Here is a 24662-nt window from a genome sequence, read left to right as displayed (position 1 = left end):
GCTCGTCGGCCAGCAGCATCACGATGCGGTCGACACCCGGCGCGATGCCGCCGTGCGGCGGGGCGCCGAACTTGAACGCGCGGAGCATGCCGCCGCCGTCTGTGCCGACACGGGGAGCGATGAAGCCGACGGCGAGTGGCGGAAGGTAGCCCTCCGGCTGGGCTTGATGACGTGCGCGAGGGCCGGCTTCTCAGGCTGTGAGGCGGATTCCTCGTGCCTGTGCCGCTCGCGTGCGGCGGCACAGGCCACAGCGGAAGCGGCCGCCGTATTGAGGCTGGCCACGGGTATATCGACTGCTGCCCGGCAGTTGTCGCAGAGGTTCATTGTCTCTGCCCGTGCCCTCGCCAGCAGGGAGAGCAGCTCGTTTTCTGACGCGATCTCATCACCAGGTGCCCCGAAGTCATCGACGGCGCGGGCGCGGAACGCCTTGACGAGCTCCTCGTCCTTGGGCAGCTTCTGGGCGCACAACCAGGCCGAGATCGTGGTCGAGTTGCTGCTGAGCTTCTTGGCGATCGCCCCCAGCGAGTCGCTGCCCATGTACTGGCGGATCTTTCTCATCTCCACCACGAAGTCGCGGTGGGCGGGCGGCGTTGTGCTCGGAATCTCGCGCATGGCGGACTTCGGCGGCAACTCGGCTCCTCGGCTGATGAGGGATAGATGGACTGGCCCGATTGTTCCTTCTGGGGCTTGAGTTGTGAAGGTCGGTCTGTCCCCGATTTCAAGTGCACAGGTGAGTGGCAGTCAGCTCTGTCCCTGTTTTGCGGGGGATAGGGAAACAGGCTTGGTGCATGACCCGGCAGCAGGTCAAATGGAGAGGTCGCGAGGTCGCATGTGCTGCCCCTCCTGGGCAGACAGAGAAGACCCGCAGACGCGAGTCGGGTTAGTCGGGCGTCTGGGTAGAAAGTGGTCGAAAATGGATATGCCGTCCTGGCGGGACGAGAAGCTCGGCACGATGAAGCGGGCGGCGCTCTGGCTGATCGCTGTGGTCGGTGAGGGCAACACGTTTACGAAGACGCAGCTTCGCGAGGCGTTTCCTGACACGGCGCAGATCGACCGGCGCATGCGGGATCTCCGTGACTTTGGGTGGGTAATCGCTACCAACCGTGAGGACGACGAGCTCGAACCCCACGAGCAGCGGTTTGTCGCTCAGGGCATCCCGGTGTGGGAGCCGGGCAAGGCCACCAGGACCAGCACGACGATCTCGATGCCGCAGCGCCGCCAGATCTTCGCCCGTGACGGCCACATTTGCCGTTCCTGTGGGGTGACGACCGGACAGAGCTATGAAGGCTCCCACGAGCGTGTCCAGCTGGATATCGCGCGACGCGAGGTTGTTCAGCCGGACGGCAGCAAGACCATCGAGCTGGTCACCGAATGCAAGCGGTGCCGGGTCGGCGGGCGGGAACTTACTGCGCAGTTGCCGACAGTTCTCTCGAGAGTGCGGGAGCTCGGTGCGCTTGAGCGCAAAATCTTTGCCGGCTGGGTTGCCGAGGACCAGCGCGAGTTCAGTCCGCTCGACCGGCTGTGGGGTGAGTACCGGGCCCTGCCGGCGGAGTCCAGGGATAAGGTCCGCGAGGCGCTGAATGGTGAAGGCGAGGTCTGAGCGAGGCTTGAACCCGCAGTGGGGTCGGCGATCTGCTAGCCCTGCTGCCCGGCGCGCTCTAACTGGCACCTGTGGAGGATGAGAACAGTGAGTAAGGACTTCGGCAGGCCGTCCCTGGCGGCAGAGAACAGGGACCTCGTCGAACAGCGCCTTAAGGAGGTCTCGGAGGGCGCTGGCCCGCGGGAGACTCAAACCGTCGACTGGCGGGGAACACCCACCTACTTTGATGTCATCAAGATGCCGGTCGAGTCTCTCTACTACAACCCAGGCACTCATCGCATCCGAGCTCAGCGTAGCCATGATCCGGCTCGTGATCGGCAACTGGATGCCGAGCCTTGGGGTCTGGAGGGGCAGGCCTACCTGCACCATTTGCTGAAGAATCTGCCGGCTGACCCGTCGAAGCCGGACCCTGAGTTTGGCGCTCTGATGGACAGCCTGCGCGAGTTCAAGCAGACCGATCCAGGCCTGATCACCCGTGACGGCGTGCTGGTGAACGGCAACACGCGCAGGGCTGCGCTCAAAGAGCTGGGCGAGTCCACCATGCGGGTTGCGGTGCTGCCCGAGTCCTGCACCTGGGAAGACATCAACAGGGTCGAGCTATCTCTCCAGCTCCGGAAGGAACATCGTCGGGACTATTCATATATCAACCGTCTGTTGGCGATCGAGGAACAGTTCGCCGCTGGTCGGCTGGTACCCGATATTGCCCGTGAGTTCCGAATTAAGAAGGCGACGTGTGAGCAGGATCTTTGGATCCTGTCCTGTTTGCAGGATTTGCTCGAGCGTAGCCGTGAGGGTGAGGCTCAGCTCCGGCTCATGGACTTCGAGCAGCATCAGGAGAAGCTACGGGAGCTTCACCGCCGCTACACCAATGAGTCTGCGGTCAGTAAGGAGAAGGCTGAGTTGATGAAGGAGAACCGGCTGGCGGTTATAGTGCTCGGGTTCTCCAAGACCGACGTCCGTCTGGTTGAGCAGGATTTCAGGGACCGATACCTCGACCATCGCCTCCCCGATGAGCTTAAGGTGCAGTCGGCCGCTGCGTCATCTGTAACGATTCCAGGACTTGGCCGGTCCGTGAAGGCTGCGGACCCGCGTGTGGCCTCTGCGAAGGCTCTCACTGACGTGGTGCTGAAGGCCAAGGCAGTGGAGGCGGCTGTTGAAGTGGTCTCCACGGACCGCTATGTGGAGGCTAAGCGGACTTTCAAGACGGTTTGGCAGGCTGTTGAGGATGCTTTGGTACCTGCTGGCAAGGACGCGCGAGTCCGGAAGCGCAAGCAAGCCGCGCCTGACAGGATCAGTGACGCGTGCCAGGACATTGAGCAGTGTGTAACAGATCTGGTGATGGCGCGAGCCTCAAGTAGCCTTGACGTAGAGGCTTATGACGAAGCCATCCTGAGGCTGCGTGACAGCCTCAGCAAGCTTGCGGTTGAGTCGAAGCAGAGCATCCCGGCCCCGGGGGACGGCGTGACATGGTTGCTCGACGCCGTTCGACAGGGGGACTGAGGACTGGTGCTGACGGCCGACGTTGAGCCATCTTTGCGGATCAGTTTCGACGTAACGCGCACCAAGGTGGTTCTGCGCACTGTTCCTCGGTATCAGAATGATCTCGTTAAGCTGGCCGCCCGCTTTCCAGTGAGCGGCCAGCGCGGACTGCTTTTCGCGGAGATTCCGCTCGATGACCTTCTCGTTGGAATCGATGCGCTCGGCGTCTGGCCGTCCCCAAACGATGTGGAGTGGGAAGAGGCACTAGCCGCCCTCGTCGGGAGTGTCCTGGACGACGCGGAGACAGCAGACCAGAGGCTGCAAGGGCAGACCACCGAGACGGCCACCGTGGAGGCCGACGACGTGCCTGGCTTGCTCGGTACGGACTGGTGCGCTGACCTAACCGCATTCCAGAAGCGGGATATCGCATATCTGCTCTCATTGCGCCACGGGGCGAACTTCAGTGTCCCCGGTGCCGGTAAGACGCGTGTGGGTCTCGCTGTCTTTTCGGCGCTGAGAGCGCGCGGAGAAGTGCGACGCTTGCTTGTTGTGGGCCCTAAGTCGGCTTACGAATCATGGCTCTTCGAGAGTGAGAGTTGTTTCAAGACGCCTTTGGACGCGAGGGTAATGGGGCAGCAGCCCGATTCCGGCGCGGAAATGCTGATCATCAACTACGAGCGTCTCGACCGCTCGCTAGCGGCCCTCGCGACCTGGCTGCGCGCGGCGCCCTCGATGATCATCCTTGATGAGGCTCACCGCATGAAGCTGGGTGCGAGGGGCACGTACGGGAGCGCTTGTATGGCCCTCGGTCCGCTGAGCTGGCGTCGTCTCATCCTCACGGGGACGCCGGCCCCCAATGGCGCGCGTGACCTTGAGAACTTGCTCTCCTTTGTATGGCCAGGGCATGGGCGTCGGGTGGTCACTAGTGCCGTGAGCGGTGGCGATCTCGCCCACGCGAGCGCTGTGCTTCGACCCCTGTTTACCCGGACGACGAAACACGAGCTAGGGCTGCCGCCCGTCGAGACAAAGATCCGGTACGTAGAGCTGCCTGCTCTGCACCGGGAGATCTATGACGCTATGGTCGGCAAGTTTTCTACACGGGCTATGGCGTCTCGGGATGACTTCGACGCCCTTGGCAAAGCGCTTCTCCGTCTCCTCATGGCTGCAACCAGCCCAGCACTATTGGTTGAGGGCAGTAGTCGCTACGAACCGCTGGCCCATCAGGTGCCACCACTCGAAGTACCGCAGGGCGATTCGCTTTACTCATTGATGCGGGATCTGCCCAGCTATGAGTTGTCACCGAAGTATCAGGAGGCGCTGGCCATCGTTGCTGAGAATGCTGCGCGGGGCCGGAAGACGCTGGTCTGGGCAACGTTTGTGCGTAGCTTGACCACGCTGGAGCGGATGTTCTCGGAGTATCAGCCAGCGATGGTCCATGGCGGGACACCTGACCGGGACGAACAGATCCAGCGATTCCGGGACGACCCTGACTGCATGGTCTTGCTCTCCAACCCGGCAACCCTGGGTGAGGGGATCAGCCTCCACCAGGTCTGTCATGACGCGGTCTATGTGGACAGGGACTTTATGGCAGGCCGCTTCCTTCAGAGCTTGGACCGCATCCATCGCCTTGGCCTCACCCCGGATACTGAGACCCGGATCACCGTGCTCGCTGCCCGTGGAACTGTCGACGAAGTCGTTGCCCTCCGCATGGAAGAGAAGCTCACGTTCATGGGCGGCATCCTCGATGACCCCTCTGTCCAACAGTTGGGCGATCTTCAAGAGGAGCCATCTGTAGCGGGTGGTATGGATATGGCAGATGTCCAGGCACTGCTGGGACACATCGATGGCGTCGTTGCCCGGTAGCGATGGGCGGGATGCGCTGGCGTCATCGGAAGTCTTGTGGGGGCTCAACTCTTAGCGAAGGGCGGGAGTCGGCGGCCAAGCATCGTGACGAACGTATGTTCGGTAGTGTGTGCTGGGCTGCCCCTCGTGGAGCCCCTAAGCCCGCCAGTAGCCTGTGACCAGTACTGAAGGGGAGGGCGAGCACTCCAGGTTTGTGCAGCAGCCCAGCGTCTGTTGTGGTGAAGCAGCGGCGGGTGCGCCTTCTGCGACACTGGAACGTCTGCTTTGAGTCAAACCAGGAGGGCCGATGAGCTCCAGCGGTAACCCGCTGACCTCGATCGAGATCTGCGCCGGAGCCGGTGGGCAGGCGGTCGGTCTGCATGACGCAGGGTTCCGGCACCTCGCTCTCCTGGAGATTGACAAGCATGCGTGCGAGACGCTGCGCTTCAACGTGCGAGAGCACCCTGACTGGGCTGGGTGCGAGGTCGTCGAGGGCGATGTGAATGACGTCGACCCCTTCGAGCACGAGCAGCTCGCGAAGTTCAAGCTTGAGCCGGGCGATTTGGATCTCTTGGCCGGCGGCGTCCCCTGCCCGCCGTTCTCGGTTGCTGGTAAGCAACTCGGTGAGGACGACGAACGCGACCTCTTCCCGAGGATGCTTGAGCTTGCAGATCAGCTTCGGCCCAAGGCCGTGATGATCGAGAACGTTCGCGGGATCCTCGACGAGAAGTTCAAGCCGTACCGCGACCGGATCGTGGCAGAGCTCGAAGGCTACGGCTACGAGCTCTGTGGGTGGAAGCTGATGGAGGCGTGCTCCTACGGAGTTCCCCAGCTCCGCCCCCGGGCCATTCTCGTCATGATTAAGAAAGAGCTCCTGCAGGGAGCTGTTTTCCAGTGGCCTGTCGGTAGCGAGGCGATCGTGACGGTCGCGGAGGCCCTGGAGGTGACCATGCGGGAACGGTTCAAGCCGCATGGGGCCAAGGGCGAGGCCGCCTTCGAGAAGTGGTTGGGGAAGGCCACCGAGCGCGGCACAGAGGCTCCCACCATCGTTGGCGGCTCCAAGAAGCACGGGGGCGCCGACCTCGGGCCCAGCCGGGCGAAGAAGGCATGGGCCGCCCTCGGCGTCGACGCGATGGGCGTCGCCAATGATCCCGAGAAGTGCGTCCCGGAGCGGGATCTGTTCAGGGAGAACGGTCCGATGCTCACTGTGGAGCAGGCCGCGATCATCCAAGGGTTCCCGCGCCACTGGAAGTTCGAGGGAAAGAAGACCGCTCGCTACCGGCAGGTGGGGAATGCCTTCCCGCCACCGGTCGCGGAAGCAGTGGGCCGAGCCATCGCGGCGGTTCTTCGTCCCGACTCCCAGCCCGCGCTAGAAGTGAATGGCATCCGCGACGGGCAGGAGCTATTCCCGACCCCTCGGCGAGGAGCCAAGCTCAGCACGACGGCTCCGAACCGTGTCGGTAATCTTGAGGCTGCAAGCGTCTGAAGCCTCGTGCTCCCAGAAGCGGAGCACGACCCAGCCCGCTTCGATGAGGCGCGCGTCTGTATCCCGGTCGCGGGCCATGTTGCGGGCGACCTTGTCTGACCAGTAGCCGGGGTTTGTCCGGGGTGCCACGTAGTGCTCCGGGCAGCCGTGCCAGTAGCAGCCGTCGATGAAGACGGCGACCTTCGCCGGGCGGAAGACGAGGTCTGCCGTGCGGCGCAGGTCCGGCAGCGGTTTCGCGGCCACGCGGTAGCGCAGGCCCTGGGCGTGTACCAGCCGCCGGATCAGTTGCTCAGGTTTCGTATCCCGGCTCCGGATCGCCTGCATATTGCGACGGCGGGCAGCGGATGAGGCCCAGGAGCCCTCGGGGGGCGTCCACTCGGTGTCATCGGGCACGGTTCAGAGGGTAGTGCCGTTCGGGCCCCCGACGCTCACCCCGTCAACGCGCCCCCGGCCCCCACCCCTGCGGCCCCGGCGCCCAGCCGGCCGGTGGTGGTGCAAACCTCCGCGGCACCGCCGCCGAAGCCCGTGCCAGCGCCGGCTGGGCAACATGCTTCCGCTGCCACAAGTGGTGCAGAAGCTCCTGCTCCCGTGCCGCGAAGTCCGGGCCCGCCGTGCCGTTGTTGGCGCGTTGGCGGAGGAAGGCCAGGGAGGTGGCGAAGGAGATGTATTCGGCTACCGTGCGGGCCGCGGTCGGGCCGCCGTGGCGGCGGGCCAGGTCTCGGGCTATGCCGCGGGCGCGCATGGAGGAGAGGGCCAGGGGTTCGGGCGGGGTGAGCCAGCCCGCGGCCTGGTAGGCGGGGAGGTGGGCGCGGATCGTGCGCAGTTCGTTCTGGCGGGACCAGATGGTCAGCCACGTCAGTACGCCGAAGACCGGCACCATGAAGAGGGCGTAGACGGCGAGGAAGCCGAGCGGTGGCAGGGACGCCGAGCCGTTCCAGACGCCGTGCAGGACCATCGCCGTCAGCAGCGCGGCGGTCGGCACGAGGAAGCGGGCCACGCGGCGGTGCGGGGCCATCGTCGCGGCGATGCCGAAGCCCAGGCCCGTCATCGATGTGAAGAGCGGGTGGGCGAACGGCGACATCAGCACGCGGATGAAGAACGTCGCGGCGGTCGTCGAGGGCAGGCCCGAGTAGCCGAAGCTCTGGTCGGAGGCGTAGGCGTTGCCCAGGTAGAGGATGTTCTCGGTGAAGGCGAAGCCGGTGGCCGTGATCCCGGCTGTCACCACGCCGTCGACGATGCCGTTGAAGTCGCGGCGGCGGTAGAGGAACAGCAGCAGCACCGCGGCCGCCTTGGCGCTCTCCTCCACCACCGGTGCGACGAAGGTGGCGCCCCAGGTGTTCGCGTCGGCCCGCTGCGCGACGTCGACGGTGTTCAGCAGCCACTTCGTCGCGTAACCGTTGGCCATGATGGCCACCAGGGTGGCCGCGCACGCGCCCCAGGCGAAGGCGAAGATCAGGTTCCGCCAGGGCTTCGGCTCGACCCGGTCCATCCAGCGGAACGCCGCCACGAGCAGCGGTACGGGCAGGACCGCGAGCCCGAGGCCCACCAGGAAGCCGTCGGTGCCGGTCTGCTCGCGGACGAGCGCGAGGATGACCAGCCCGCTGAGGGCGAGCAGCAGGATCAGTGCGCCGGCGCGCACCGCCTTGTTGTCCCACAGGGCGGTGCGTGGCTTGTAGCGCCAGCCCTCCGGCGCGGGCATCGCGGTGAAGCTCGGCTGCTGGCCGTCGGCGGGCGCGGGCCCGGTGTACGGCGGCTGGTGGGGCGGGGAGTCATGCACCCGACGACCCTAACGAAGGGGCGGTGCGGGTAACCGGCGGTTCCGGCCGCGGCCTTGGACCGCGGCCATGAAACGCGTCACCGTCGGGCCGCCCGCCGGAAGGCATGGACCGTCGGACTGCCGGGGTCGGCCGTCGGGCCGCCCGCCGGGGGATCAGACCGCGCGCCGCCGGAACATCAGGTCGTGCACCACGTGCCCCTTGTCCAGGCCCTGGCCCTCGAAGCGGGTCAGCGGGCGGAACTCCGGGCGCGGGGCGTAGCCGCCGTCGGGCTGGGTGTTCTCGAAGTCCGGGGAGGCGGTGAGCACCTCCAGCATCTGCTCCGCGTACGGCTCCCAGTCCGTCGCGCAGTGCAGCAGCGCGCCGGGCGCCATCCGGGTGGCCGCCAGCGCCAGGAACTCGGGCTGGATCAGCCGCCGCTTGTGGTGGCGCGCCTTGGGCCACGGGTCCGGGAAGAACACGCGGACGCCCGAGAGCGCGTCGGGGGCGAGCATCTCGCGGAGCAGGATGATCGCGTCGCCGTTGGCGACCCGGACGTTGGCCAGGCCGTTCCGCTCGGCGAGGTTGAGCAGATTGCCCTGGCCCGGGGTGTGCACGTCGCAGGCGAGGATGCCGGTACCCGGGTCCGCGGCCGCCATCTGCGCCGTGGCCTCGCCCATGCCGAAGCCGATCTCCAGGACGACCGGCAGCTCGGGATCGCCGAACAGCTCGCCGAGGTCGAGGCGGCTCAGACCGTCGATGTCCAGGCCCCACTTGGGCCACAGACGGCGCAGTGCTTCGCCCTGGCCGGTGGTGACGCGGCTGCGGCGCGGCTGGAACGAACGGATGCGGCGCTCGTGGTGCGAGCCCGCCGGGTCCGCTGCCGGTCCGGCGGGAAACTTCGGCTCGCGCGGGGTCCGCTCCGCGGTGGGGGCGGGGATCCCGTCGGGGGCTGGGGTGGGGGCGAGGTTCTCAGACACAGTTCTTCCATAGTACGGGCGGGTCGGGGACGGCCCTGGGCCTGCGGCTTTCCCCCTGCCCGCCCCTGCCCGAACCGGGGCTCCGCCCCGGACCTCGGACCTCGGAACCCGGTCCTCGGCTCAGGTACCGGCCAACCCCTTCAGCACCCTCCGGGCCACCTCCCGACCGATCGGCAGGGAAGCCGTCGCCGCCGGGGAGGGCGCGTTCAGTACGTGCACCATCCCCGGGGATTCCGCGAACAGGAAGTCGTCCACCAGCGTCCCGTCCCGCAGCACCGCCTGTGCCCGTACGCCCGAGGGCGCCGGTATCAGGTCGTCCGCGGTGACCTCCGGCAGCAGCCGCCGCACCGCGTCCGTGAAGGCGCGCTTGGACAGGGAGCGCCGCACCTCGCCCGCGCCGTACCGCCAGTGGCGGCGGGCTATGCGCCAGGAACCGGGGAACGCGAGGGCGTCGGCCAGCTCCCCGGGGCGCACCGTCGCCCGGCCGTACCCCTCGCGGGCGAGGGCGGGCACCGCGTTGGGCCCCAGGTGGACCCCGCCGTCGATGCCCCGGGTGAGGTGGACGCCGAGGAAGGGGAACGCCGGGTCCGGCACCGGATAGACGAGGCCGCGCACCAGGTCCGCACGGTCGGGGGACAGCTCCCAGTACTCCCCGCGGAAGGGGATGATCCGCATGCCGGGGGCGTCGCCCGCGAGCCGGGCGACCCGGTCGCTGTACAGCCCGGCGCAATTGACCAGGGCGCGGGCGCGCAGCACCTCGCCGAGGGACGTGCGGACCGCGACCGCGGGACCCCGCCGCTCGATGGCCTCGACCCGCGCCCCGTACCGCACGGCGGCCCCGGCGTCCGCCGCCAGGCCGGCCAGGCGGCGGGCCACCGCGCCGTAGTCGCAGATGCCCGTGGTGCCGACGTGGACGGCGCCGAGGCCGCGGACGTGCGGCTCGTGCTCGGCGATCTGGGCGGGGCCCAGCTCCCGCACCGGGATGCCGTTCTCCCGGCCGCGCTGCACCAGGGCGTGCAGCCTGGGCAGCTCCGAGCGCTCCGTGGCGACGATCAGCTTGCCGGTGACCTCGCAGGGCAAGCCGTGCTCCGCGCAGAACTCCACCATCTCCGCCGCGCCCCGCACCGCGAACCGGGCCTTCAGCGAACCCGGGCGGTAGTAGATCCCGCTGTGGATCACCCCGCTGTTGCGCCCGGTCTGGTGAAGCGCGGGCCCCGGCTCCTTCTCCAGCACCGTGACGCGCGTGCCCGGTGCGGCGCGCGTGATCGCATATGCCGTCGACAGGCCCACGATCCCGCCCCCGATCACCAGCACATCGCTGTCGTACGCCCTCACCACGTCACCTCCCCGCGACGACCGGACACCCACGACCGAGCACCCGGCAACCCCAGCGCCTCACCCACGCCTGCCCCCCATCATGACCTGCGCCACTGACAACGGGGCGAAACCCGGGACGGTCCGGGACCCGGGCGAGTTGATCACGAGCCGGGAAAACACGCCGTGTTGGGGCGGAAGGGTACGGAAGCCACGGAAGGTGCGGTTGGTGCGGACAGCACGGTCGATATGCGCGGTCGATCGGTATGCGTGCTCGGCATGCGCGGTCGGTATGCAAGGCCGGTATGCAAGGCCGGTATGCACGGCCGAAGTCGCAGCCGCAGCCGCGGCCGAACCGATGGAAAGCATGCACCCGCCTCGCGGCTCAGCCCCGCCGCCCGAACAGGAGGGCACCTCGAAGGGCCGCCGCCGGGCTCCTCACCCGTGCGCCACCAATAACGGCCGCGCCCGCTCCCGGAGCTCCACCACCCGCGGCTCGTCCCCGTACGGCTCCAGGCGGTGCAGCAGATCCCGTACGTACTCCGTCGTACGCGCCGAGGAGATCCGGCCCGCGACCTCGACCGCGCGCGTCCCGGCCGCGCATGCCGCGTCCAGGTTGCCCGACTCCAGCTCGGCGACCGCCGACACCACCAGCCGCAGCCCGTGCGACCGTACGAACTCCTCCGTCGGACGCGACAGCGCCTGCTCCGTGAACCGCTGCACCTGCCGCGGCATCCGCAGGTCGCGGTAGCACTCGGCGGCGTCGGCCGCGAACCGCTCCTGCGAGTAGAAGTCCAGCCAGGAGGGGTCGGGATCGCCCGTACGCGCCCGCTCCAGCCACCCCTCGGCGGCCTTGAGGGCCGCCCCGCAGGCCGGCGCGTCGCCCGCCTTCGCCTGTGCTCGCGCCTCGACCAGCCGGAAGAAGCTCATCGTGCGGGCGGTGGCCAGCCCGCGGTTGCGCTCCAGTGCGGCCTGCGCCAGGTCCACGCCCTCGTCGGCGAAGCCGCGGTATGTCGCCTGGAGGCTCATCGAGGCCAGCACATAGCCGCCAAGCGGCACGTCGGCGGCCGCGCGGGCCAGCCGCAGCGCCTGGATGTAGTAGCGCTGCGCGGCCTCCTGCTGGCCGGTGTCGAAGGCCATCCACCCGGCGAGCCGCGTCAGTTCGGCCGTGGCGCCGAACAGTGAACGGCCCACCTCGTCGCTGTACGAACCGAGCAGCAGCGGCGCTGCGTCGACCCGCAGGCACTCGGGAACCATGGACGAACGCCAGTCGCCCCCACCGTATTTGGAATCCCATCGCCGGGCGTCGTCCGCCGCCTCCCGCAGCTTGGCCACGTCGCTGTGGCCGACCCGCTGCACCGGACCGCCCTCGGAGCCGCCGTTCTCGGTCTCCCTCGCCGCCTGGTGGGCCTCGCGGGCGACCGAGCCGTCGGCGGGGGTTATCAGCCATCGTGACGCGGGCGTGGCATAGGCGCTGACGGAGAAGGATCCGGCCAGGCTCTGCCAGATGCCGCCGCCCCCGCGGCGACCGGCCAGATCCAGCCGGTACAACTCCGTCGCGGAGCGCACCGCCTGGCCGACATCGCGCGGGAACGCGAGCCCGACCTCGGGCGCCGGATCGGCGTCCGCGAGCCCGATCTCGTGCAGCGGCACCGGCCGCCCGAGCTTGCCCGCGATCGCCGCCGCGATCAGATGCGGCGCCGCGCCCTGCGGCACCATGCCCTTGGAGACCCAGCGGGCCACGGACGTCTTGTCGTAGCGAAGTGTCAATCCGCGCTGCGCACCGAGGTCGTTGACCCTGCGCGCGAGACCGGCGTTGCTGATTCCGGCGAGGACGAGGACAGTGCCGAGCTTTTCGTTCGGCCCGCGTGGCTCCCTGGACATGCGCACCCCTCGGCAAAGCGACGCCCGCCCCGGCATAGGCACGAGGCATTCGTAAACCCAGCGTAGTTCCCCGCATCCCGACCGTTAAGAGGCGATGTCCCGGATGGCGAGATTCTGGTCCGTGCGCGCGTGCACCGAGGGGCACGTGCTCCGGTTGTGTGTGGCTGTGCGCCCATCGTGCGCTCTGTACTCGCCATCTCAAGGGCGCTTCCATAGAAGGCGCGTGGGTTGGCCCGCTGCACTGGATCCAGTGGGCTGGGGGAGCCGCCGCCTCATTCCCCGCGGGCGGCGGAACGGTCCGGGGGGCGTGCGAGCGCCCCCCGGACCGGCCTTTGCCCTGCGGAAGCCCCGCTGAAGCCTCGCTGAAGCCCCGCGGGGCGACGGACGGCCGCCCGCCGGACCACCCGCATCTGCCGGTCGAAGCACTGCGCGAGTGCGCCCCACGCCTTGTGAGCCAAGGAAGTTGGCCGGTTCTCGCCGTCCGTCACGCCGGAACGCGACGCCGCCCTCGCGCCGCGCCACGCCACGCGCGTACACAACGGCTTCCTGTGCCCCCAGTCGTGACAGCATGGCCCATGCAATGGGCATGACGACCCGACATCTCCCGCTGCACAACGGCGTGTTGGGCCGGAAGCGGCGTGACCGGTGTGACGCCTCCTTCGTTGTCGTCATCGTCGGCCCGCTGTGCATGATGACTGCACGTGTTGGTTGTCCACAGCCTGTGGAGGCGGCAATGCGCTGGTTGGTGGGGTGGAGCAGCACCGCCTCCGGGACCGGTTCCCGCGCCGTGCCGGGGTACGACGGCAGATACGGTGACAGATACGACGACCGGCACGGCGGCAGATACGGCGACAGCGGCCCGGAACACCTCGACGGCCCCACCGTCCACCCCGTCGGCGCGCAGCTCCTGTGGGGCGACCCCGCGCCCCTGTGGGCCGTCGGCGACTGGCGCCCCGACGAGGTCCGCGTCGTCCAGGCCGACCCCATCACCCGCCTCGCCGTGTTCGGCCGCTGCGGCGCCACCGACGACGGACTGCGGGCCGGGCTCGTTGCGGCCCGCGGCGGCGCTCTCCGGCACCTCACGGCGTGGCCCGGCAGCTACACGGCCGTCGCCCAAGTGGGGCGCCGCATCACCGTCGCCGGGGACCTTGCCGGGGCCCGGCCCGTCTTCCACACACCCTGGGCGAGCGGCACCGCCTACGCCACCGCCGCACTGCCCCTCGCCGACCTCATCGAGGCACAGCTCGACGTCGGCCACCTCGCCGCCCTGCTCGCCTGCCCCGACTCCCCGGAGGCCCTGCGCGACGGCACGCCCTACGTGGGCGTCCGGCGCGTACCGCCCGGACACGCGCTGGTCCTGCGCGACGGGGCGCGCGAGATCACCGGCTACGAACCGACGGCCTCGCTCGCCGTCGGCGCGCCCCAACTCGCCCCGGAAGAAGCCGTAGAAGGCATAAGGGACGCCCTGGTCGACGCCGTACGGGCCAGGCTCGCGGCCCCCCGCCACGCGCCCGAGAGCGGCCACGGCCTCCTCGACCCCGGCCCCGTCCCCGGCATGGGCCCCGCCCAACGGCGCGCCGCCCGGGGCGGACCCGCGCCCGGCATCGGCGCCGACCTCTCCGGAGGCAGCGCCTCCGCCACCCTGGCGCTGCTCGCGGCGGGACTCCCCGGCGTACCCGGCACGCCTTTCGGGCACCGCGCGGGCGAACGCCTCCTCGCCGTCACCTTCAACGACCTCGCCGCCGACGGCAGCCGGGCCCGCGAGGCCGAACTGGAACGGGCCCGCACCCTCGCCGCCGACCCACGGCTGCGCCACGTGGTCGTCGCCGCGGGCGAGGAAGCCCTCCCGTACGCGGACCTGGCCGGCGGCCCGCTCACCGACGAACCCGGCCCCTCCCTCGTCACCGCCGAACGCCACCGGCGACGGCTCGCCGCGGGCAGCGCCGACCACTTCGTCGGACACGGCGCCCGCCAGGTGCTGGACGCCCACCCCGCGCGCCTGGCCGACCTGCTGATGGACCGCCGCCGACGCCACCTGCTGCGCCCCGTCTCGGCCCTCGCCCGCGCCGACGGAGGGGCCGCGCAGTCCCTCTTCGTACCGTTCACGGTCTACCGCGCGGCCCGCAGGCTCGCCCGTACGTCCTACCGGGAGGGCCTGGAGACGGCCGCCGGACAGTTGCTGTCCCTGGACTTCCCCGCCGCGGACGACCCGGTGGACGAGGCCGCGCGGACCGCGCCCGGCGGCGCCGTGGACGCCTCGCTCGCCGCCCTCACCTGGTGCAGACCCGGGCCCGCCGCCCGCTGGCTCACCGGCGAGGCACTCGCCGAAGTATCGGTTCGTCTCCAGGCGGCCGCGGTCCGCCCGCCGGGCCTCGTCCAGCGGCCCGGGGAGCGCCGCGCGGCCGCGGCCCTCGCCCGGCACGCCACGGACCACCGCGTCTTCGAGCAGGCCGCCGAGGTCCGCAGCCAGCGCCTGCACGCGCCCTTCCTCGACAACCAGGTCGTACGGGCCTGCCGCGCGCTCCCCGAAGCACTCCGCGTACAACCCGGGGCGCGCGCATCCGTACTGCGCGCCGTCCTCGCGGGCTCGGGCGTCCGCGAACTGCCCCCGGGCTGGGGCGCCACCTCGCACGCCTCCCACGCGGCGGCCGTACGGGCCGGACTCCGCGCGTCCGTCGGCCAGTTGCTCGACCTCTTCGACGCGCCCCTGCTGGCCGACGCGGGCCTGGTCGAGGCCAGGGTCGTACGGGCCGCCCTGCACGCGGCCGCGGACGGCCGGGCGCTCCCGCTGGACGGACTGGCCGAACTGGTCTCCACCGAGGTCTGGCTGCGCCGCCTGCTCGCCCGCCGCGGCACCTGCTGGACGGGCACGGCCCCGCGCCAACGCGCCGTCGCGGGCGGGATGGAGCCCCGGCCCAGCCTGTGAGCCGTCATCGCGAGGCGGCGTTGCGAGGCGCCGTTGCGAGCCGTCGTCGCAAGGCATTGTCGTGAGGCGTCATCGTGAGGCGGTGCCGCGGTCGGCCACCGGGGCGGGATCCGGCGACCGTATCGAGGCGGTCGGCGCGGCTACCCGCAGCTGAACCGCGCCCCCGCCCAGTCCGCCACCGTGATCGCGTCCATGACGGTCACCGGCTCGACGACCAGCCGGACCGACCGGCGCCCCGCCAGGGACACATGCACCGGGACCGCCCCTTCCCCGGCCCGCACCTCACCTGACGACCACAGCCGCGTGCCGTCCCCGTAGACGGAGAACCGGACCGCGCCGGAGCCGGGGGACAAATCGTCGATTCCTGCCATCGCGTCGTACGCGCTGCAGGAGCGATTTAAGTTGACCGTCACCGACGACTCGGCAGGCACGCTCACCCCGCGCGGATACGACACATCGTCGATCTCCAGCCCGTACCGGTGCCACATCCAACTGCTCTCGTAGGGATCGACCTCCGGCTCCGTGCCGTCCCCCTCCCCGGCGTAGTCCAGCTCGTCGAGCTCGTGGACGGCCGACGGAGGAGCCGGGGACGGGGGCGTCGGAGCGGGCTCGGGCACCGACGGCGACGGTCGCGGCGGCGGGGACTCCGGAGGCGGAGTGGGCGACGGACGGGGCGGCGAAGGCACCTTCGGCGGAGGCTGAGACGCAGGCGGGGGCGACGGCGGGGGCGACGGGGGAGTGGACGCGGCCTCCTCCGGGCCGGGCGACGGCGGGCTCGACGCCTTCACCGGAACCGGGGCGGCGGGCCTCGGCAGCGCCTTCACCACAGGCTTCGGCGTCGGCTTCGGCGTCGGCACGGGCATGACCGGACCCGCCGTGACCTTGGCCCGCGGCGCGTGATGATGCTCGACGGTGCCACCCACCAGGGCGTACGCGGCGATGCCACCGGCAGCAAGCACCGCACCCGCCGTGATGCCGACCTTCGCCGGCGCCCCCAGCCCCTCGCTCGCCGCCGCGCCCCCGGCGCCGCCACCCCCGCCACCCGTACCGGAGCCGCCCGCGGCCGACGCGACACCCGCGCCCGCCGCCGTCCCCGCGCCGACGGCCCCCGCGGCCAGCCCCGCGGCGGCCTTGACCGACAACCCGGCCCCGAACCAGCCGATCACCGCGACCGGCAGCAGCGCGCGCAGCCGGGTGTTGACATCGGCGACCTCCAGCGCCGCCGTACGGCACTGGGCACACCCCTCCAGATGCTTCTGCAGCCCCCGCTCCGCCCGCGTCCGCAACCCGCCCCGCGCATACGCGCCGAGCCGGTCCGCGTACCGCGCGCATGAACCGCCCGAGGTCAGCGCCGTACTCACATGTGCCTGCAGATACGCCTGCTTCAGCCCCTCGCGCGCCCGGTGCGCCAGCACCGCCGTCGCGTTGGCCGTCAGCCCGAGCAGCGGCGCGACCTTACTGAGGGACTCCTCCTCCACCGTGGTGTGCCACAGGACCGTCTGCCACCGCTCCGGCAGACTGCGGAACGCCTGCACGGCCAGGGACTGCTCCGCCTCCCGCATGGCCAGCACATCCGCGCCCAGGTCGAGAGTGTCGTCGTCCGGGGCCCGGGACGTGCGGGACGCCGAGGCGGCGAAGACCGCGAAGTCCTCGACGAGTTGCTCCCGGCGCGTGGTCTTCGCCCACGCCGCGGCGACCCGCCGCACCGTCGTCAGCAGATACGCGCGCACCGCCGCATTGGGCCCCGCACCGCCCCGCACCGCCTGCAGAGTGCTCGCGAAGACCTCGTTGGTGAGGTCCTCTGCGGTGTGGTGATCCCGGCAGCAACTCCGCGCGTACCGGCGGACCGCAGCCGAGTGCCTCCGGTACAGCTCCTCGTACGCGTCGCTCTGGCCGGCCCGCATCCGGGCGACCAACTCGATGTCGGACGGCGGCACATCGACGGCCGACTCGTCCGGCAGCGGCTCCTCGGCGGACGGATCGTCGAGCGGCGGCGGACCGGACACCCGTGGACGCGGTTCCAGGGAATCGGCCCGACGCGCATGGGAAGGCCGTGGGCGAGCGGGCAGGGCGCTGCTGCCGACACCGCTCTCACCCTGACCGCTCTCGCCCTGGCCGTCGCCCTCCCGCTGCTGCGGGACACTCGGACCGCCCGAACCACCGCGGCCGGGCACCCGGCGAGAGGGCGGCGAGCCCGCACCCTCGCCCCCGCGTGGTTCTTCCCGGCCGTCAACACCCATGGCTGAGGCCCCTGTACACGCCAGCACACCCGAACACCGTAGAAGCGTGGCACAGTGTCGGCCGTCACTGCCGCAGCATGCGCATCAACCACTCATCCGGGGAGTCTTCGGACACCCGGCGCAATAGCGGTCACTCGAACGGGGAAGGATTATCCGAACGCGCCCGAGTCACCCCGGGCGCGCCCGTCACGGGAACACCCCACCCGTCGGCCGCTCCGCGGCACCTACTCCGTCGGGCGGGACCGGAGCCCCTCCAGCAGGATGTCCAGGAGCCGCGAGGAGGCCGCCGCCTGCTGCACCGCGTCCGGCAGCGAGGGCGCCGCCGTCGCTATCACCAGCAGCACATCGGCGACCGTCACATCGGCGCGCAGCTGACCCGCCGCCCGCGCCCGGTCCACCAGCCGGCCGACGACCTCCAGCAGAGCCGCCGCGCCGGAGTCCTCCCGCTCGGCGACCTGGGTGGACCGCTGCTCGACCAGCCGCAGTTCGTGCAACTGGCCACCGGTGGCGCCCGGCTGCCGCTGCTGCGGAACCCGGGCCTCGACCTGCTCCTCGGCGTCCACGTCGACGCCCACCCGCAGCACCTGCGGCGGCAGCAGCCGCCCCGCGCCCGAGGCCACCGACGTGCGGAGGAACCGGGAGAGGGCCGACCACGGCTCGTCCTCCTGGCCCAGTGCCGTCCGCGCCTGCTCGGTCAGCCGAGCCGTCTCCTCCTCGGCTATCCGCCGCACCAGTACGTCCTTGCTCGGGAAACGGCGGTAGACCGTCCCGACACCCACCCGGGCCCGGCGCGCCACGTCCTCCATCGGCGCCCCGTACCCCAGCTCGCCGAAGACCTCGCGAGCCGCCCGCAGGACATGTTCGAGGTTGCGCTGAGCGTCCACGCGCAACGGAGTGCTCCGGCCGCCGTTGGCGTCAGCGGACGCGACAGCGGTCGACCAATGAGAGCCCTGAATGTGCATATGTGATCCCCCGGTTATGACGTCTCCCCCCGGAGACTCCCCGCCCTGACTGCCGGAGCACGTCTCTGACACCCCGACGAAGTACGAACATAGTTGAGCCCAGGTCAAGAAAGAAGGGGTAGTTCCGCACAGGCCCTCCCCGATTGGAGTACGGGCCCCACCCGCCCCGTTTCCGCACCACCCCACAACCCCACCCCGTCCACCCTGACCTGCGCGGTTGTCCTTCGAACCACTGCCCGGACCGTGGAGGGATCAGCTCCGCCACCGGTCGTACATTTCGCGGGGCCTGTGGACAAACTCCGGTCGGCGGTGCGTCATGGGAGGGAGCTCTGCACGGCCGGACCGACCCGGCACCCCGGCCGCGACACCCTCTCGGGCCGGACGACATCGCGAGGAGGGGCCCTGGTGAAGGAACCGGCGCGCATTCTGATCGTCGGCGGCGGCTACGTCGGGATGTACACCGCCCTGCGGCTCCAGCGGAAACTCAGGCGCGGCGAGGCCCACGTCATCGTGATCGACCCCGAGCCGTACATGACGTACCAGCCCTTCCTCCCCGAGGCCGCGGCCGGCTCCATCTCCCCCCGCCACGTCGTCGTCCCGCTGCGCCGCACCCTCGCCAAGTGCCAGGTCGTCATCGGCGAGGCGACCTCCATCGACCACGCCAAGCGCACCGCGACCGTCAACACCCTCGCCACGCGCCAGGACGGCACCGGCGCCATCGAGGTGCACTACGACGAGCTGGTCCTCGCCCCCGGCTCCGTCTCCCGCACCCTCCCCGTCCCGGGCCTGGCCGACCACGGCATCGGCTTCAAGACCGTCGAGGAGGCCATCGGCCTGCGCAACCACGTGCTCGAACAGCTGGACATCGCCTCCTCCACCCGCGACCCCGACATCCGGGACGCCGCCCTCACCTTCGTCTTCGTCGGCGGCGGCTACGCGGGCGTCGAAGCGCTCGCCGAGCTCGAGGACATGGCCCGCTACGCCGCCCGCTACTACCACAACGTGCGCCCCGACGACCTGAAGTTCGTCCTCGTCGAGGCGTCCGGCCGCATCCTCCCCGAGGTCGGCGAGGAGATGGGCCGCTACGCGCTCCGCGAGCTGCGCGGCCGGAACATCGACGTACGGCTCGACACCCGCCTCGACTCCTGTGCCGGCCGCGTCGCCGCGCTCAGCGACGGCTCCCGCTTCCCCACCCGCACCCTCGTCTGGACCGCGGGCGTCAGGCCGCACCCGATCCTCGCCTCCACGGACCTCCCGCTGAACGAGCGCGGCCGCCTCAAGTGCACCGCGGCGCTCACCGTGGAGGGCGTCGAACACGCGTGGGCGGGCGGCGACGCCGCGGCCGTCCCGGACCTCACCGCCGCCGAACCCGGCAAGGAGTGCGCCCCCAACGCTCAACACGCCGTGCGCCAGGCGAAGGTGCTCGCCCGCAACCTCGTCGCCTCCCTGCGCGACAGACCGCTCCAGGACTACCGCCACGCGTACGTCGGCTCCGTCGCCTCGCTGGGCCTCCACAAGGGCGTCGCACAGGTCTACGGCAGGAAGCTCAAGGGCTACCCCGCGTGGTTCATGCACCGCGCCTACCACCTCAGCAGAATCCCCACCTTCAACAGAAAAGCGCGCGTTCTCGCCGAATGGACCCTCACAGGACTGTTCAAACGTGAGATCGTCTCGCTCGGCTCGCTGGAGAACCCTCGCGCCGAATTCGAACTCGCCGCGGACACGGGCCGCCACCCCGAAGCGAGTTGAGGCAGGTCGCGACACCCGTAACGGAGCCGGGAACTCCCCCACAGGGGCCCGACGTCTGACGGATGTCAGTCCCGTCGGCCACACTGGTCGTGTGACCATGGGTGGGCTCGTATCTGCGAAGAGTAACGACGACGAGGATTCGGACGTTTGCAGCATTCCCCCGGGGACAGGCCCCCGTACCGCCAACCACGGCCGCGTGCCGGGCGCACGGCTCTGCCACACGTCGCCGAGCCGGCCCGGATCGACTCCGCGAGGTAACCGTCTGTGAACTTCACCCGCTGGAGTGCCCGGCTTCCCGGAACGCAGCGCCGAGCCGCCGCACGCGCCGAACGCATGGAGCGCGCCGACCGGGCCGCCGCGACCCCACCAGCCCCGTCAGCCCCGCCCATGGCCGCCGGCTCCGTGCCCGCCGCCCGCGCCGAGACCACCCCGTCCGCCACGCCCGGACCCGACGCCCCCGTCCCCTCGCTGGCCGGCCTCTCCGTCCACGACATCCTCGGCCAGGTGCCGGCCCTGGTCGCCGTCGCCTACGGTCCCGACCACCGGCTCGCCTACGCCAACGAGGCCTACGCCGCCCTCTTCGGCCCCCGCACCCCCGGCATGCCCGCCCGCGAGGCCCTCCCCGAGCTGACCGAGCTCGGGCTGCTCCCGCTCATGGACCAGGTGCTGCGCAGCGGCAGGCCCCGTACGGTCAAGTCCCGCCGCGTCACCGCCGACGCGCGGGGCACCGACACGCCCACCGCCCCGGACCCCGACGCGCGGCACGGGTACTACACCTTCACCTGCTCCCCGATCGACGTCGGCGCCCACTCCGGCGTCCTCATCTTCGCCGCCGACGTCACCGACCAGGTCGAGGCCGCCGAGCGGCTGCGTGCCAGCGAGCGCCGCCAGCGCGAGGCCGCGGTGACGCTCCAGCGCAGCCTCCTCCCACAGGAGCTCGAACAGCCCGACGACCTGCGCGTCGCCGCCACCTACCAGCCCGGCGGCAAGGACACCGCCGTCGGCGGCGACTGGTACGACGTCATCACCCTCGGCGCGGGCCGCACGGCGCTCGTCATCGGCGACGTCATGGGCCGCGGAGTGCGCGCCGCCGCCGTCATGGGCCAGCTCCGTACGGCCGTACGGGCGTACGCGCGCCTCGACCTGCCGCCCCACGAGGTGCTCCAGCTCCTCGACGGACTCGCCACCGAGATCGACGCCACCCAGATCGCCACCTGCGTCTACGCCGTCCACGACCCCAACGAGGGCCGCCTCGTCTACGCCTCCGCGGGGCACCTCCCGATCCTCGTCCGCGACCCCGACGGCACGGTCCGCCGCGCCGCCGAACCCACCGGCCCCCCGCTCGGCACCGGCGGCTGGGTGCACACTTCCGGCACCGTCCCCCTCGGGCCCGGCGCCAGCGCCGTCCTCTACACGGACGGCCTCGTCGAGCGCCGTCACGAGGACATCTACGAGGGCGTCGAGGCCCTGGAGCGCGCCTTCGCCGGCGCCACCGGATCACCCCAGGTCATGTGCAACCGACTGATGCGCGCCCTCGGGGTCACTGACGAGCACGACGACGACGTCGCCATGCTCGTCCTCCAGCACCCCGCCCGCACCGGCCACGACGCCGAGCTGTTCCACAACGCGGCCCTGGAGCTCCTCGGCGGTGTGGAGGCGGCGCCACGCGCGCGTGCCTTCGCCTCCGGCGTCCTCGTCAGCTGGCGTTTCCCGACCGAGCTGCGCGACCTGGGCGTCCTGGCCGCCAGCGAGCTCGTCGCCAACTCCCTCCAGCACGGCACGCCTCCCATGCGGCTCCGCCTGCGCCGCACCGACCGACGGCTGATCATCGAAGTGACCGACGGCGACGACCACCTGCCACGCCGCCGCCGGGCCGAACCGGCGGACGAGGCGGGGCGCGGCATCTCGATCATCGCCACCATCGCCTCCTCCTGGGGCTCACGCCGTACCCCGGGCGGCGGCAAGGCCGTCTGGTGCGAATTCGCCCTCCCGGCTGGCCACACATGACGTAAGCGCCTGTGGCCCGGAAACGCGGGGTTTCCGGGCCACAGGCGCTCGCTTCGTCTATTTCGTCTATATAGATAGCTCGTCTATATAGACGAGTGGAGAATTCCCGCGCGAGGCATCACACGGAGACAGCGGTCGGCTCGGCCCGCTCGCCGTCCTTGACGGCCTTGGTCCGCGCGGCGGACACCCGCGGGACCTCCTGCGCCGGAGTGAGCCGTCGGCCCAGCCGCAGCGCCAGCGCGCTGATGCCCAGCGAGCACACGATCAGCATCACGATGTACGCGACGTACATGCCGCCACCGGCCATCAGACCGCCCACCGCGGGGCCGATCGCCAGCGCCAGCTGCTTGACCAGGGCGAACGCCGAGTTGTACTGACCCACCAGCCGCGCCGGAGCCAGGTCCGCCACCAGCGGGGCCATCGTCGGCGCCAGCATCGACTCACCTATACCGAAGAGGGCGTACGTGGAGATCAGCAGCGCGGTCGCCACACCGTGCGCCCCCGGTACAAGCCCGGACACCCCGGCCGCGATCCACGCCACGGTCCAGATCAGACCGACCAGCGCGATGACCCGGCTGCGCCTCCGCCGCTCGACCAGCTTCAGCACGACGAACTGCGCCAGCACGATGGCCGCGGTGTTGGCGGCGAGCGCGATGCCGAGCGTGGCGGGCGAGATCCGGGTCACCTCTACGGCGAACGCCGCGAGCCCCGACTCGAACTGTCCGTAGCAGGCGAAGAACATCACGAAGCCCAGCACACACAGCTGCACCATGGCCCGGTCCCCGAACAGGGTCCGCCACGCGCCCTTGGCCGCACCGTCGGTCGGCACGGCGTCCTCGACCTTGGGCACCTTCGGCAGGCGTACGGTCGCGATGGCCGCGCCCAGCACCAGGAACATCACGGACTCGATCGCGAAGAGCCGCACAAAGCTCGCGGGGTTCGACGTGTCCACGAGCTGGCCGCCCAGCAGCCCGCCGACACCGAGACCGAGGTTGTTGAGGAAGAACTGCGTCGCGAACGCACGCGAGCGCGTCGCCGGCGTCGAGCACCACACGATCATGGTGGCCAGCGAGGGCTGGATCACCGCGATACCGGCACCGAGCGCGGCCGCCGCCGCGATGACGAGCGACTCGCTGTCGGCCAGCCCGAGCCCCATCGATCCGGTGGCGGCGGAGACCGTACCGGCGATGGTCACGGGCAGCGGACCCCGCCGGTCGATGACCCGACCGGTGAAGGGCAGCACGACGAGCGCGGCCATGGCAAAGGTCGCCATCACGACACCGGCGGTACTCGCACCGAGGTTCCGCACCTGAGACACATAGATGAACAGGAACGGGATCGTGAAGCCGTTGCCGAACGCGCTCAACGCGTTGCCCAGCTGGATCCGACGCAGCGCTGCGCCCATCGCGGTGGTCACACTCACCTACCTAGTCCGAGAGAAGTGGATGGCTGAAGGCGGACAGTCCAAGCCTGAAGACTTCAACTGTAAACTTCGAAGCTAAAGAGTACACATCAAAGGGCTTTAGCGCCAATGAGCCGTGTCATACTGCGGCCCATGGCTGACACCCCCGGCACCCGCGAGCCGAGCCTCGACGAGCAGATCGCCGCCTACCAGCGCGAATTCCAGGACCTTGACCCCCAGGTGGAGAAGGTCGTCTCCGCCCTCAGCCGCCTCAGCCGACGCATGAACGTCGCGTACGGGCGGCAGACGGCGGAGCTCGGACTGAGCAACGCCGAGTTCGAAGTACTGAAGGCGCTCGTCCTGGCCGGGGACCCGTATCGCATGGGCCCCGGCGACCTCGCCAAGCGCCTGGGTCTCACCCCCGCCGCGATGACCCACCGCATCGACCGGATGGTCGCGGAGGGCCTCGTCACCCGGGAACGCGACGAGAGCAACCGGGTGCGCGTCATCGTCGGCATCACCGAGGAAGGCCGCACGAAATGGCTGGAGGCGATGCGGATGGCCTCGGTCTTCGAGGAGGAACTGCTCCAGGACCTCTCCGGAGAGGAACGGGGCAGGCTGGGCGAGATGCTGACCCGGCTGCTGCGCCAGGTGGAGCGGGCCCAGCCGGACGCCGGCGGTCGGCTCAGCGACCTGGACTGACGGCCCATCGGGCCGCCCGGCCCAATGGTTGACACGGGTACTGCCGGTGGGTAGTGTTCTCCGAGTTGCCACACGGGCCTTACGGTTCGGTGGCGGCCACTCACGCCGCACCGGCGGCACTCTCTACTTGTATGGCTCCCTGAACGGGATGGATTTCGGCTTGCCGGAATTCGGTTCGGACTCCGATTAGGAGTCGCCGGGGAAATCCGCTAAAGTAGTGATCACGCCGGAAGGCGCGAGAAACCCCGCTCCAACAGGGGGCCGGAAACGGAATTCGGGCCGGAAACGGGCCGGGAAACGGATCTGGTAAGGTTGGAAACAACGAAGGGAAGCGC

General features: G+C 70.3%; 17 protein-coding genes and 1 pseudogene. 9 read left to right on the top strand and 9 right to left on the bottom strand.

Annotated features, from left to right (window positions below):
- A pseudogene (locus tag ACWD4A_RS30805) lies at window positions 1-94 on the bottom strand (amino acid--tRNA ligase-related protein); the annotation flags it as partial.
- An 819-nt stretch (window positions 95-913) separates the two neighbouring features.
- Here ACWD4A_RS30805 and ACWD4A_RS30800 point away from each other — a divergent pair.
- The 4 genes from ACWD4A_RS30800 to ACWD4A_RS30785 all read left to right on the top strand — a co-directional run bounded on the left by ACWD4A_RS30800 (window position 914) and on the right by ACWD4A_RS30785 (window position 6407).
- Entirely contained in the window at window positions 914-1600 is a 687-nt protein-coding gene (locus ACWD4A_RS30800; RefSeq protein ID WP_451198980.1) for an HNH endonuclease, read from the top strand.
- Window positions 1601-1687: 87 nt separating this feature from the next.
- Window positions 1688-3100: a transcriptional regulator gene (locus tag ACWD4A_RS30795; RefSeq protein ID WP_451198979.1), complete on the top strand. Its 1413-nt coding sequence runs from the start codon at window positions 1688-1690 to the stop codon at window positions 3098-3100.
- Window positions 3101-3109: 9 nt separating this feature from the next.
- Window positions 3110-4942: a DEAD/DEAH box helicase gene (locus ACWD4A_RS30790; protein WP_451198985.1), complete on the top strand. Its 1833-nt coding sequence runs from the start codon at window positions 3110-3112 to the stop codon at window positions 4940-4942.
- A 286-nt stretch (window positions 4943-5228) separates the two neighbouring features.
- Entirely contained in the window at window positions 5229-6407 is a 1179-nt protein-coding gene (locus ACWD4A_RS30785; protein WP_451198978.1) for a DNA cytosine methyltransferase, read from the top strand.
- Here the strand turns inward: ACWD4A_RS30785 and ACWD4A_RS30780 are convergent.
- The 5 genes from ACWD4A_RS30780 to ACWD4A_RS30760 form a co-directional block, all read right to left on the bottom strand.
- Complete coding sequence (locus ACWD4A_RS30780) at window positions 6324-6800, bottom strand: very short patch repair endonuclease (RefSeq protein WP_451198977.1); 477 nt, start codon at window positions 6798-6800, stop codon at window positions 6324-6326. The genes ACWD4A_RS30785 and ACWD4A_RS30780 overlap by 84 nt on opposite strands.
- Window positions 6801-6843: 43 nt before the next feature.
- The gene (locus tag ACWD4A_RS30775; protein ID WP_451198976.1) at window positions 6844-8184 is read right to left on the bottom strand and encodes a PrsW family intramembrane metalloprotease; all 1341 of its coding nucleotides are present in this window, start codon (window positions 8182-8184) and stop codon (window positions 6844-6846) included.
- Between the two features lie 153 nt (window positions 8185-8337).
- A complete protein-coding gene (gene trmB, locus ACWD4A_RS30770) occupies window positions 8338-9102 on the bottom strand; it encodes a tRNA (guanosine(46)-N7)-methyltransferase TrmB (RefSeq protein ID WP_451198983.1) in 765 nt (254 codons plus the stop codon).
- Between the two features lie 159 nt (window positions 9103-9261).
- The gene (gene lhgO / locus ACWD4A_RS30765) at window positions 9262-10476 is read right to left on the bottom strand and encodes an L-2-hydroxyglutarate oxidase (protein WP_451198975.1); all 1215 of its coding nucleotides are present in this window, start codon (window positions 10474-10476) and stop codon (window positions 9262-9264) included.
- A gap of 417 nt (window positions 10477-10893) precedes the next feature.
- The gene (locus ACWD4A_RS30760) at window positions 10894-12339 is read right to left on the bottom strand and encodes an MFS transporter (protein WP_451198974.1); all 1446 of its coding nucleotides are present in this window, start codon (window positions 12337-12339) and stop codon (window positions 10894-10896) included.
- 733 nt (window positions 12340-13072) lie between these two features.
- Here ACWD4A_RS30760 and ACWD4A_RS30755 point away from each other — a divergent pair.
- The gene (locus ACWD4A_RS30755) at window positions 13073-15265 is read left to right on the top strand and encodes an asparagine synthase-related protein (protein ID WP_451198972.1); all 2193 of its coding nucleotides are present in this window, start codon (window positions 13073-13075) and stop codon (window positions 15263-15265) included.
- A 140-nt stretch (window positions 15266-15405) separates the two neighbouring features.
- Here ACWD4A_RS30755 and ACWD4A_RS30750 read toward each other — a convergent pair whose 3' ends face one another.
- A complete protein-coding gene (locus ACWD4A_RS30750; protein WP_451198971.1) occupies window positions 15406-17271 on the bottom strand; it encodes a sigma-70 family RNA polymerase sigma factor in 1866 nt (621 codons plus the stop codon).
- Between the two features lie 36 nt (window positions 17272-17307).
- Between ACWD4A_RS30750 and ACWD4A_RS30745 the strand changes: the two genes are divergently transcribed.
- Window positions 17308-17511, top strand: coding sequence for a hypothetical protein (locus ACWD4A_RS30745; protein ID WP_451198970.1), 204 nt, complete (start codon window positions 17308-17310; stop codon window positions 17509-17511).
- A gap of 218 nt (window positions 17512-17729) precedes the next feature.
- Here the strand turns inward: ACWD4A_RS30745 and ACWD4A_RS30740 are convergent, their stop codons facing one another.
- Window positions 17730-18467 carry a TetR/AcrR family transcriptional regulator gene (locus tag ACWD4A_RS30740; protein WP_451198968.1) on the bottom strand — a complete coding sequence of 246 codons (738 nt, stop codon included), beginning with the start codon at window positions 18465-18467 and terminating at the stop codon, window positions 17730-17732.
- A gap of 405 nt (window positions 18468-18872) precedes the next feature.
- On the opposite strand from ACWD4A_RS30740, the gene ACWD4A_RS30735 reads away from it, so the two are divergent.
- Both ACWD4A_RS30735 and ACWD4A_RS30730 read left to right on the top strand, forming a co-directional pair.
- Window positions 18873-20216: an NAD(P)/FAD-dependent oxidoreductase gene (locus ACWD4A_RS30735; RefSeq protein ID WP_451198966.1), complete on the top strand. Its 1344-nt coding sequence runs from the start codon at window positions 18873-18875 to the stop codon at window positions 20214-20216.
- Window positions 20217-20480: 264 nt separating this feature from the next.
- Window positions 20481-22223, top strand: coding sequence for an ATP-binding SpoIIE family protein phosphatase (locus ACWD4A_RS30730; protein ID WP_451198965.1), 1743 nt, complete (start codon window positions 20481-20483; stop codon window positions 22221-22223).
- 118 nt (window positions 22224-22341) lie between these two features.
- Here ACWD4A_RS30730 and ACWD4A_RS30725 read toward each other — a convergent pair whose 3' ends face one another.
- Entirely contained in the window at window positions 22342-23640 is a 1299-nt protein-coding gene (locus ACWD4A_RS30725; protein WP_451198981.1) for an MFS transporter, read from the bottom strand.
- 138 nt (window positions 23641-23778) lie between these two features.
- On the opposite strand from ACWD4A_RS30725, the gene ACWD4A_RS30720 reads away from it, so the two are divergent.
- A complete protein-coding gene (locus ACWD4A_RS30720) occupies window positions 23779-24327 on the top strand; it encodes a MarR family winged helix-turn-helix transcriptional regulator (RefSeq protein WP_451198963.1) in 549 nt (182 codons plus the stop codon).
- Window positions 24328-24662: the final 335 nt, after the last annotated feature.

The organism is Streptomyces sp. NPDC002537 (assembly GCF_053594975.1).
Note: the sequence above shows the minus strand (reverse complement) of the source record. Positions and strands in the feature narration are given on the sequence as shown.